This is a genomic window from Agathobaculum sp. Marseille-P7918, assembly GCF_900625105.1.
GTDB lineage: Bacteria > Bacillota > Clostridia > Oscillospirales > Butyricicoccaceae > Agathobaculum.
This window is the reverse complement of record NZ_UYYD01000011.1, coordinates 30,747-42,322: the sequence shown is the minus strand read 5'-3', so window position 1 is coordinate 42,322 and position 11,576 is coordinate 30,747. Positions and strand designations below refer to the sequence as shown.

Below are 11,576 nucleotides of genomic sequence, written 5' to 3'. Positions count from 1 at the left end.
AGTGATGAGCAGTGGAAATTGCAGCGACAGGCAGACCGGGACAACGCTACGGCCATGCAGGACTCTGGCATCGTGGAAATCGCATCCAATCCCGAAATGTACCTGCGATATCTGGAGCTGCAAGGGGATAATCCCCATTACAGCCCCGGCAACATCGCCCTGGCTATGTTCCAGAATCCCAACGTGACCCAATTCGGCACACGGGAAAAATGGAAATCCATCGGACGCAGCATCATGGACGCAGAGGTAAACAAGAGTTTTCAGATTTTCTCCCGCGCCTCGTTCGGAAAAGGTTATACACTGGCCCCGGCCTATGATATCTCCCAGACATACGGGCGGGAGGTCAAAACCGTGCAGCTGGAAAATGGCTCCCCGGAAATGGAGGCCGCGCTACGGACTGTTCTCAATTACACTGTGGCGCAGGTAGTCATTGATGAACACATGGACACGCCTGCATTCTACGATGCGGAGCGGATGGAGCTGGCCGTCAATCCCAACTATCCAGACAATGAGGCATTTGCTGCCATCGCCGCTGAAATCGCACACTGCCGGATGCACGCCAAGGGCGTCAACAACTACTATACCCGCGGCGAATGTGATTTGGACGCGCAGAGCGTTTCCTACATTCTTTGTCGACGGTTCGGCGTGGAGCGCGATGTTCCCGATCTGTCCCGCCTTGCTGAACTATACGGCGACTGGACACCCCAAGAGGTACGGCAGGCTCTGGACAGCGTGCAGGATATGAGCAAAAAAATCGGAAACTCCATTGAGCGCAATATCGCCCCGCCGGAGCATACCCGAGGCAGTCAGGTGAAACGGCCCACACGGTAAGGGTGTTATCTCCCCTGCGGGGAGGGTATTCCGCCGTCCGTCCCCCGTCAAGACCGGGCGGTTGCTGACACAACCGCCCGCGAGCCGCCCAGTCTGCGGACTGGGCGGGTCTTGACTGGGGCCGTCCAGCGGAATATCTGTCACCAAGGGGATAACACCCTCACAGGGCGCGCCATGCGCGCCCTGTGTCTATGCTGGGGAGTGTGGCGTTCTAACCAAAGTGAGTGCTGACCGCCAGCCCCGGTCATTTCCAAACTGTCCCGGACAGGCAGCCTGTTTTGCGTCCCAACTTGGGACGCATTTTTCATCTCAAAATCAAAATAACGGAGGTAATGAATCAATATGACCATGAAAAAACGCGCCCATTCTATGCTGGCTCTGTTGCTGGTTCTGACCATGTGCATTGGTTTGGTGCCGACAGCCTTTGCTGCCCAGCAGAACAGCTACCATGACCCGGCGGAGCATTGGCAGGAGGCCAACAACCGAACCAACGAGCTGGATGCCAACGCCACCGTGACCCATGAAACTTTCACCTGTGTGGAATGTGGTCAAGAAACTTCGTTTTTGACCTTCCGTACCCCAGAGTATACCCGTGACGGCCAAACGGCTATGACCCGAAATGTCCGGTACTCGGATGGAACCATGATCGGCGGCGAAGGTAAAGGAGCCATTCTGGATGGCGTGCCTGGACAGGATGCCTACTACACCGGCTATCACTGGACAAAGGCCGTTTGCGAAACCTGCGGTGGTATTAACACCAACATGGGTAAAACGGATTACTGCTACCAAAACAATGTGTACTGGCTGTACGATTGCGCCAACAATTTCTTTGAGGATTTGCCGGATACGGAAACCATTGAACAGGTGGACAGTACCTACCATCGCGTTATCACCACCAGCGGCAGCTATTGCGGTTTCTGTTATGGCACCTACAAGGAAACGTCCTCTACGCTGGAAAAGCACCACATGGAAACGGCTATCCGCCCGGAACTGGCCCATGACCGCTTTGTGGAGATGGACACCTGCGCTGACTGCGGCTATGTCGAAACCGCCTACACCGCCGCAAAATCCGTAATTGCGGACTACTTCGGCGTGGTGGACGGCCAGCCCCACACCGTTACCGTGTCCGATCTCTCCGAGGCTGGTGTCACCACCGCCATCCGCTACGGCCATACGGCGGACGGCTGCACCCTGACCAGCGCCCCCAACTACACCGAGGCCGGGGACTATGTCGTGTATTATGAGATCACCTACACCTACCATGATACCGACATGGTGGAGGACGGCGTGGCCTATGTTCACCTGCGGGACGAAAGCACCGAGGAAACCGATGGGGACGGCACCTGCGGCGAAGATCACAACTGGGTGCTGCTGGACAGCGTAGACCCCACCTGCCTGACCTTGGGCTATGACCGCTACCTTTGCGTGGATTGCGGCAAGATCGAAAAGCGGGACTATGAGGCCGCCCTGGGCCATGCGTTCCAGAGTGTTGTCATCCGGGACGCCACCTGCGAGGCCCCCGGCAAGGTGCTGGAAATCTGTGAGCGGTGCGGGGAGGTCAAGGAAAGTACCACCCCCAAGGGGGAGCATGAGTTCTCCGTTACCACCATCCCGGCCACCTGCACCAGCCCCGGCTACACCCTGCGGGAGTGTTCCATCTGCGGGGAGCGCCACATCGAGGACATCACGGCGGCCCTGCCCCACAACTATGTTGCCAAAGTAACCCCGGCCACCTGTGAGGGCGGCGGCAAGACCGTTCATATCTGCGAGGGCTGCGGCAGTTCCTTTGTCACCGACTACACCGACCCCCTGGGCCATTCCTGGGACGAGGGCACCGAGATCACCGGCTCCACCTGTACCGGCGAGGGTATGACCGAATACACCTGTATCCGCTGTGGTGCGACCCGGCTGGAGGGCGACGCGGCGGCGGGCCATGTACCCGGCGAGGCGGCCACCTGCACCACGCCCCAGCTCTGTACCAAGTGCGGCGCTGTGATCGTCAACGCCCTGGGCCATGACTACCAGGAGGAAGTCACCGCCCCCACCTGCACGGAGATGGGCTACACCACCTACACCTGCTCCCGCTGCGGCGACACCTACAAGGGCGACTACACCAACGCAGCAGGCCATAAGCCCGGCGACTGGATCATTGACCAGGAACCCACCACCGACAGCGAGGGCAGCAAGCATAAGGAATGTACCGTGTGCGGCGAAACGCTGGAAACTGAAGAAATCGAGAAAATCTACAAGCAGGCCACTACGGACAGCAAGGGTGAGGCCATTGTGGGCGGTTATCTGGTGATCGTCACCGATACGGATACCAAAGACCCTGTTGCCAATGCTACGGTTGCCCTCCATGCGGACAACACCCTTTCCATCCGGCTGCCCTCTGGCCGCCTGCTGGACTATGCCGACCAGACCACCATCACCGTTCTGCTCTCCAAAGACAAGAGTGCCGTGGAAAATATGTTCATCACTGTGACCGACCGGAAGGACAACTATTGCGAGGACAGCACCAACGCCGCCGGTCAGATTACCGTCCCCGGCACCACCGGCAAGACCAACGAGGACGGCAACGCCACCGTTGGCTGGGAGGATGACGATGGCGACCGCTGGACGATCACCGTCAAAGTGGAGAATCACGAAACCGGGCGTCCCATTGAGGATGCGGAAGTATCCATCGGCAAGGGCGGCAACATCACGGTTATTCTGCCGGACGGCACCGATATGGACGAGGACAACCGGATCACCGTCACTGTCACCGACCAGGAGCGTGTCCCGCAGGAGGGCATGACCGTTATTGTCAAAGGCGATCTGGGGCAGCGGGAAACCGGAGAAACCGATGAAGATGGAAAACTGACTGTCCCTGCGGTTACGGAAACCGAATATCATGGAGCCTACATTGTGGGCTATACGGACGGCACTTTCGGGCCGGAGCGCAGTATGAGCCGTAGCGAGGCAGCCGCTATTTTTGCCCGCCTGCTCTCCGACAAACTGGATGAGCGTATCCCCAGCGGGGCTAACGTGAAGTTCAACGATATTGATACAGGCGCCTGGTATGCGGGCTATGTGGAATATCTCACCGGCTACGGCGTGACTGTGGGCTACAACGACCGCACCTATCGGGGCGACGAGGCCATCACCCGCGCCGAGTTTACGGCTATGGCCGCCCGGTTCTTTGATGCCTATGGCGACGGCGACCCGGAAATCATGGAGCAGTACAAGGGCTTTGATGATGTGTCCGTCGGCTATTGGGCCGCAGAGTATATCAAGGACGCCGCCATCCATGGCTGGGTAGTGGGCTATGGCGACGGCACGTTCCGGGCCGACGATCCCATTGACCGGGCGGAAGTCGTTACCATTGTCAACCGCCTGCTGGGCCGTGAGGCTGACGAGGACTACATCGAGAATAACCGCCGCCGTCTGGTGACATTCCCCGATGTGACCGAGAAACACTGGGCCTATCTTGCCGTACTGGAGGCTGCCAACGGTCATACGGCGCTGCTCACCGATCCTGAAACCTGGAGCAAGTAAATGCTTTAATCCATGTGGCCTATTGCGTCCCAACTTGGGACGCAATAGGCCACAGCTTTGAAAGGAGGAACCTATATCGCATATCAGCCGGTGAGAAGTACGAGGGAGATCAGCAAAAGCCTTGCTTTTTATCTGGAAATGTCCGACCCTGCAAACTATCCGCCCAGCGATTTATCCAAAACAGTCCAGACGGTCAACGACATTTTGCAGGGCCGGTCTGAACGGACGATTGACAGCCTGCTGGCCGAGGTGGAATCCAAGGGCGGCGAATACTATGCCGGAGAGATCAAAGGGGTAAAAAAGGACATTCTTGCATTTCAGGCGCAAAAGCAGATGATCGACCAGCCGTACACCAAAACAAGCGCCAAACAGTATCATTTCAGAATGTTTGAACATGGGGACAAACCGCTGAAGATCGTGAACCAACGGCTTTTTGACTGGGCGGCTAAAGGCGGCTTTCCCCCGGAATTTTTTGAAGGCGCGTATTTTGACCGCGTAACCATCTACTGTATGCCGGACTACACCCATTGTTTGGACGCTGTGTTTCAAGGCTGCACTTTCGCGGTTTGCCGGATGAACGGAATCCATTTTGAGGATGCCAGCCTGTACGGCAGCGAATTTCATTCCTGCTGTTTGTCCGGCACTATTTTCAGTGACAGTACGCTGGCAAACACGCATTTCTATGACTGCATCCAGCAACGGGGCGGTTTTATCCGCTCCAGACTGAACCGATGTCATACGCTGGACTGCCAAATGGTAAGGGTGACATTTGCAGAATCCATCCTGGACGGCTGCTCCTTTGACCGTGTGCAAGCCACCCGTATCCGGGGACTCCATACGGCAACCATCACACAGGGAGGAGCCACAGAGGCGGAGTGCCGTCAAAATCGGGAGGCCATTTATAAGGCGCTTGCCCCCACGGAGCCGCACCCCAACAAAACAGCCCTGCTCCACGGACGGTAAGGGGGCGCATCCTTGCATCAGGAAAAAGACTTCAAAAGCAGTCTGCCCCTATGGGGCTTGCTGACGATCCCTGTTCTCTGGCTGGGAGCTGTCGCCGCCTATGCTTTTCAGGACGGCATGACCGTCTTTGACTGGATGGAGCAATTTACCGTTGTAGTCAGCCAGCCGTGGAAAATCGGCTGGACAGCTCATACCCCCAAGTTCCTGCTGGGTGCGCTGATGTTGTATGCTTTTGCGATTACCATGTACTATTCCACCCGGCTCAACCGCCGCCCTGGTGTGGAGCATGGCTCTGCCAAATGGGGCGACCCCCGGGCGCTGAACCGGAAATACCGGGATCACAAAAACCCTGCCAACAATGTCATACTGACCCAGCATTTACAGATGGGAATGGACGGCCGTAAACATCGCCGCAACCTGCTGCAAATCATCGTGGGCGGCAGCGGCGCGGGCAAGACCCGTTTTTTGGTCAAGCCGAATGTCATGCTGGCAAACGCATCCTTTATTGTGACTGACCCAAAAGGAGAGATTGTCCGAGCCACCGGGCCGCTGCTGCTGAAACGTGGCTATGTCCTGCGGGTGTTCGATCTGGTAGACCCGTCCCATTCAGACTGGTATAACCCGTTCTGTTACATCCGGAAAGATGCTGATGTATTCCGGCTCATTGACAACCTTATCAAAAATACGACCCCAAAGAACGCGGCAAACAACGACCCGTTTTGGGAGAGTGCGACTCGTTCGCTGGCGGTAAAAAGTCAGCGGACAAACAACAAATACCGTTGTTTGGATAACTGGTAATTCGACAGGTGGAATGACGGGGTAACGCCCTGAAACGCCTGCCCTCGGTGGGCGTGCGTCGGCTGCAAATCCGGTGTACGAAGCCCCACGACAACGGCTGAGAGCAACCGTAACCGCCGCTAACGGTGGCCGAAAGCGGTCTGGAGGCAGACTGTGTTGCCTATAGGCCAAGGGTCTATAAAATACCCATGGTTAGAATGTTCGCCGTAGCGGGCGGACTGACGAATCCGCGAATGTACGGGTCTATAAGAAGACCATATAGAAATGTATGGGTGCGTTCAAGCGCAGCCGGTGTGGTTTAGTAGAAATTGTCCCTACGAACGACCATGTTGTGTTACAGGCACATCCCAGCCGGCAGGCTCATAGCGGAAACCTAAAGGTATAGATGCACAGATAGAATTACCGGAACGAGGAAAGGCAGCGGCTTTCGTAAGAAAGAACCCGGCGAAGAACAATATGCGGGTGAACCGCTGCTGAAAAGTAGTGATCGAACCGAAGAAGTCCCTGTAATGGGGATGGAGGAATGGTCACAAGTCGAATTGTGGAAACAGGCATTATTCAATCCAATCATAAGGATTCGAGTAAGACCAAAAGGGTCACTTCTCCAAATTGGAGGTGATGCCTTATGCCAAAAGAAAGGAAAAAAGTCCTGTGTATGGACGCCCAGCGGCACGCTGAGTATTACGGTATGCAGCGGACATTTGACGAACTGTACGCCAAAAGCAAAGCCGGAGAAACTTTCACCGGCCTGATGGAACTGGTATTAAGCCCGGACAACATCATGCTGGCCTACAGGAATATCAAGGCCAACACAGGCAGCTACACAGCAGGAACAGATAAGCAGAATATCGGTGCCATTGGGCGGCTTCCACCGGCTGAGGTCATCGGTAAGGTCAGAAAAATCGTCACAGGCAGCGAACACGGCTACCGTCCCAAACCAGTGCGCCGGAAAGACATTCCAAAGCCAAACGGCAAAACCAGGCCGCTGGGTATTCCCTGCATCTGGGACAGATTGGTGCAGCAATGCATCAAACAAATCCTGGAACCCATCTGCGAAGCAAAGTTCAGCAACAACAGCTATGGGTTCCGCCCGAATCGGTCAGTGGAGCACGCAATTTCCCGTACTTACTCCCTGCTGCAACGGGCGCATTTACACTATGTTTTGGAGTTTGACATCAAAGGATTCTTTGACAATGTGAATCACAGCAAACTTATTAAGCAGCTCTGGACGATGGGTATCCAGGACAAACAGCTTCTGTTTGTCATCAAGCGTATCCTAAAGGCTCCCATCCGTATGCCGGACGGCAGCACCGTTTACCCGACAAAGGGAACGCCCCAGGGCGGGATCATTTCCCCGCTGCTGGCCAATGTGGTGCTTAATGAGCTGGATCACTGGATCGACAGCCAATGGACGGAACACCCCGTGGCAAACCGCTACGGAACATGGCGCACCATCCGCACCTCCGAGGTCTTTGACAAGAGCAAGGGCTACCAGAAAATGCGGAACAGCAATCTCAAGGAAATGTTCATTGTGCGCTATGCGGATGACTTCCGTATCTTCTGCCGGAACCGAGAGGACGCGGAGAAGACCATGGAAGCTGTCACAAGGTGGATTACCGAACGGTTGAAGTTGGAGGCCTCCCCGGAGAAAACACGCATTGTCAATGTGCGAAAGCGTTACTCCGAGTTTCTCGGCTTCAAAATCATGGTGTACCGCAAGGGTGGAAAATATGTCGTGAAGTCCCATATCTGTGATAAAAAGCTACAGTTGGAAGAAAGCAAGCTCGTAGAGCAGGCAAAGCGCATTGCAAAGCCAGCCCAAGGGCGAACGCAGTCAGAGGAAATCGGCCTGTTTGACGAAATGGTGTTGGGCATCCAGAACTACTACAGGATTGCTACCTGCATCAGTCTGGACTGCCGGAAAATCCACCGCAGAGTCATGACAGTGCTGACCAACCGTCTGAACACGGAAAGCGGCTGTCAGCTTGTCCGGGAGGGCGGTGCTAGGACGGACAGCGAAAAGGAGCGTTTCGGCACTTCTCAGATGGTGCGGTATGTGTCCGGTATCAACCGGCCAATCTACCCCATTGCGTTTATCAAGTATAAAACCGCAATCGGAATCAGCACCGTCGTCTGCTGCTTCTCTCCCGCGGGACGGAAAAAGATACACGATAATCTGGAGATAGATGCGACCCTGTTCGCGTATCTGCGGGAACATCCGCCGGAGGGCCACAGCCTGGAATATGCCGATTGCAGGCTCTCTTTGTTGTCGGCCCAGAAAGGCAAGTGCGTTGTCAGCGGTGAATGGTTCTTGCAGCCCGACAGCATAGTGTGTCACATGAAAGTTCCAAAGGAGCAGGGCGGCCAAGAGCGATACAGCAATCTGGTGCTGCTCCATAGACGGTATCTGCCCTTGCTGACCGACCAGGATGCTGCTGCCCTCAAGAGTATCTGTAAACAACTGACTGTAACAAGAAAACAACTGACCAAAATCAACAACCTGCGTACTGCCGCAAAATTAGCGGCAATCTGAACAACTTTCTATTGGTGATTGATTAAATGCCTGATAACACAATCGATGGAACGCCGGATGCGGTGAAAGCCGCATGTCCGGTGTGGAGTGGGGGAAAATCTGGCGATAATTTCAAAGGATTACCTATCACTATAGTCCGAGATCGCCCTTGACAGCGCCTTGATGCTCTATCTGCTCCATGAGGCTCCGCCGGAGGAACAGACTTTAGAGATGATCCTGACCATGATAGAGTACGGTGGTGCCAAAGAGGACGATGATGATTACAAATCCCCTCTTGACCTGCTTTTTGAGGCGCTGGAGGAAGAACAGCCTTCCCACATCGCCGTGCGGGAATACAAGATTTTCAAACAGGCCGCCGGCAAGACTGCCAAAAGCATTTTGGTGAGTGCAGCGGTGCGCCTTTCCGTGTTCACCCTGCGGGACGTGCAGCGGATCACTTCTGCTGACACGCTGGAGCTGGGAAAACTCGGAGAGCGAAAACAGGCCATTTTCTGTGTAATCCCGGACAGCAATGATAACAGCCTGAATTTCCTCGTTGGTATGCTCTACACCCAAGCGTTCCAAGAACTTTATTATCAGGCGGACAAGGTACATGGCGGCAGCTTGCCTGTGCCGGTACGGCTGATGTTCGACGAGTTCGCCAACGTGGCTCTGCCGGACGGCTATGCGCGGTTGCAGGCGACCATGCGCTCCCGCAACATCATGTCCACCATCATTCTGCAAAATATCAGTCAGCTAAAGGCCCTATTCAAAGACGATTGGGAGGGACTGGTAGGAAACGCGGACAGTTTTGTGTATTTGGGCGGCAACGAAAAAGAGTCCCACAAGTACATTTCGGAGCTGCTGGGAAAGGAAACCATTGACACGCAGACCTCCAGCCGCAGCCGAGGCCGCAACGGCTCCTACTCGCAAAACTTTCAACAGACTGGGCGTGAATTGATGACCCCGGACGAGGTGCGGATGCTGGACAACGCCAAAGCTATCGTCCTGATCCGAGGCGAAAGGCCGGTCATAGACGACAAGTATGATATTCTGAAACACCCCAACATCAAGGAAACGGAGGACGGCGGAGCCGCCCCCTATATTCACAGCCCCTCCTGCCTGTATGCAGTGGAGGATATCAGTTTCACCTTTACATCTTTGGAGGCCGTCGAAATCGTCGGCACATCCGACATTGAAGAAACGGAGGAATCATATGAACAAACACCCTGACCGACTGACTTCTAACCGCAGCAAAACCCGCCGCATGATGGCCGCATGGGCGGCGCTGGTGCTGGCGATCTGCGTTTTCACTGTTCCCGCGCTGGCTGCGGACGATCCGCTTACTATCGTCAATAACCTTTCGGACTTCATCTTCTCCTGTATCCGAGCCATCGGCATTATCATTCTGGGCTGGGGCGTCGTACAGGTAGGCATGAGCGTGCAGAGCCACGACGCATCCCAGCGCAGCCAGGGCTTTCTCTGCCTTTTTGGCGGGCTGCTGATCGCCTTTGCCAAGGAAATCCTGACCGCTATCGGTGTGGTGTGAAAGGTTGGCCAAAAGAAATGCGTCCCAAGTTGGGACGCAAAACGGGAGGTGTAGACGATCAGTGATAATTGGGTAGTCAGCAATCTGGAAAGTGCGCTGGGAACTTGGAACGATAAACTGGCGGAGATATGGACGCTGCTGACAGAAACGCCCCAGACCTTTAAGGGCGGCGATATCTGGAATGTCATTACAGGCATTAACGGCGCCTTGCAGGGCATCGGCTATGGCCTGCTGGTGTTGTTTTTTGCGATGGGCGTCTTTCAGAGCGCAGCATCCTTCCGTGAAATCCAGCGCCCCGAGTATGCCCTGCGGCATTTCATCCGCTTTGCCGCCGCCAAGGTGGCCGTTGGATACGGCATGGAGCTTATGACCGCCATATTCTCTATCTGTGGCGGTATCGTTCAGACAGTGATGGGGAGCATCGCCGGTTCGGTGAGTACGGCGGCAACGCTGCCATCCGACCTGGTGGATGCCATCGAGAGCATCGGCTTTTTGGAATCCATACCTTTGTGGCTGGTGTCGTTCTTAGGCTCGCTCCTTGTCACCGTCCTGTCTTTTATCCTGATCCTGACGGTGTACGGGCGATTTTTCCGGCTCTATATGTATACGGCTCTGTCACCGCTGCCATTGGCCTCTTTTGCCGGTGAGGGAACTTCCAGTATGGGTAAGGCTTTCATCAAGTCCTATGTGGGCGTGTGTATGGAGGGAGCTGTTATCATTTTGGCCTGCCTGATCTATTCCGCATTTCTCTCCAGCAGCAGCCCATCCGTAGACACCTCATTGCCGGCGGTCACAATGGCCTATCAGTACATCGGCCAAATGGTATTCAATATGCTGGTGCTGACGGCTTTGGTCAAGGGGGCGGAGCGTATTGTGCGTGAGATGTTCGGCTTATGAATCTGTCCCAGGTTGGGACGCATTACAACGGGAAAAGGCGGGCCGCAGCCCGCCTTTTCCTGATATCATGGTTCACTTGTCGGTTCCAGCCCCCGGAATCAATGGCCGCGCTCCGGCCAGCAGTTCCCCCATGGCCGCAATTTCCTCTTGCCGGTGTTTTTGGTATTTCATCCACCAAAAAGCCGCCGGATAGAGCAGGAATAGAACGGCAATCCCGTAGTATGCGAATGGATGCCCCTCTACCCAAACGGGGAAAAGCGTGTTGACACCGATCAGGTACAAGGCCAGCGGAAGAAGTTTTAATTTACCAAGAACCTTTATCGCCAGAAGAAAAAGGAACAACTGAAACAGGCAGCGCAAAATCAGTGTGACGGCACTCATAGGATAACCCCCTTTGAAGTGTGGTAATTTGTTTCAAATAACGTCTTTTTTACACTTATATTATCTCATAATTGCAAAAAGCTGTCAAATTTCCAAAATGCGAACAGAAAG

Annotated in this window: 9 protein-coding genes; 8 read left to right on the top strand and 1 reads right to left on the bottom strand. The window is 54.9% G+C overall.

Annotated features, from left to right (window positions below):
- Positions 1–18 precede the first annotated feature (18 nt).
- From EJL02_RS12130 to EJL02_RS12090, 8 genes are all read left to right on the top strand, one after another.
- The gene (locus tag EJL02_RS12130; RefSeq protein WP_125116631.1) at positions 19–831 is read left to right on the top strand and encodes a hypothetical protein; all 813 of its coding nucleotides are present in this window, start codon (positions 19–21) and stop codon (positions 829–831) included.
- Between the two features lie 342 nt (positions 832–1,173).
- Positions 1,174–4,365, top strand: coding sequence for an S-layer homology domain-containing protein (locus EJL02_RS12125; protein ID WP_125116630.1), 3,192 nt, complete (start codon positions 1,174–1,176; stop codon positions 4,363–4,365).
- A 249-nt stretch (positions 4,366–4,614) separates the two neighbouring features.
- Positions 4,615–5,328 carry a pentapeptide repeat-containing protein gene (locus EJL02_RS12120; protein ID WP_164510416.1) on the top strand — a complete coding sequence of 238 codons (714 nt, stop codon included), beginning with the start codon at positions 4,615–4,617 and terminating at the stop codon, positions 5,326–5,328.
- A 12-nt stretch (positions 5,329–5,340) separates the two neighbouring features.
- Positions 5,341–6,126, top strand: coding sequence for a type IV secretory system conjugative DNA transfer family protein (locus tag EJL02_RS12115; RefSeq protein ID WP_125116628.1), 786 nt, complete (start codon positions 5,341–5,343; stop codon positions 6,124–6,126).
- Between the two features lie 625 nt (positions 6,127–6,751).
- Complete coding sequence (ltrA, locus tag EJL02_RS12105) at positions 6,752–8,659, top strand: group II intron reverse transcriptase/maturase (protein ID WP_125116627.1); 1,908 nt, start codon at positions 6,752–6,754, stop codon at positions 8,657–8,659.
- A gap of 162 nt (positions 8,660–8,821) precedes the next feature.
- The gene (locus tag EJL02_RS12100) at positions 8,822–9,871 is read left to right on the top strand and encodes a VirD4-like conjugal transfer protein, CD1115 family (protein ID WP_125116626.1); all 1,050 of its coding nucleotides are present in this window, start codon (positions 8,822–8,824) and stop codon (positions 9,869–9,871) included.
- Complete coding sequence (locus EJL02_RS12095; RefSeq protein WP_125116625.1) at positions 9,855–10,187, top strand: glutamyl-tRNA amidotransferase; 333 nt, start codon at positions 9,855–9,857, stop codon at positions 10,185–10,187. Before EJL02_RS12100 ends, EJL02_RS12095 begins: the two co-directional genes overlap by 17 nt.
- A gap of 57 nt (positions 10,188–10,244) precedes the next feature.
- Complete coding sequence (locus EJL02_RS12090; RefSeq protein ID WP_125116624.1) at positions 10,245–11,084, top strand: hypothetical protein; 840 nt, start codon at positions 10,245–10,247, stop codon at positions 11,082–11,084.
- A gap of 72 nt (positions 11,085–11,156) precedes the next feature.
- Here EJL02_RS12090 and EJL02_RS12085 read toward each other — a convergent pair whose 3' ends face one another.
- Entirely contained in the window at positions 11,157–11,465 is a 309-nt protein-coding gene (locus EJL02_RS12085; protein WP_125116623.1) for a hypothetical protein, read from the bottom strand.
- Positions 11,466–11,576: the final 111 nt, after the last annotated feature.

Bases quoted from the DNA above. Each gene is read 5' to 3' on its own strand.
- EJL02_RS12125 (WP_125116630.1), top strand. From the start codon at position 1,174: ATGACCATGAAAAAACGCGCCCATTCTATGCTGGCTCTGTTGCTGGTT.
- ltrA (WP_125116627.1), top strand. From the start codon at position 6,752: ATGCCAAAAGAAAGGAAAAAAGTCCTGTGTATGGACGCCCAGCGGCAC.
- EJL02_RS12100 (WP_125116626.1), top strand. From the start codon at position 8,822: ATGCTCTATCTGCTCCATGAGGCTCCGCCGGAGGAACAGACTTTAGAG.
- EJL02_RS12095 (WP_125116625.1), top strand. From the start codon at position 9,855: ATGAACAAACACCCTGACCGACTGACTTCTAACCGCAGCAAAACCCGC.
- EJL02_RS12085 (WP_125116623.1), bottom strand. From the start codon at position 11,465: ATGAGTGCCGTCACACTGATTTTGCGCTGCCTGTTTCAGTTGTTCCTT.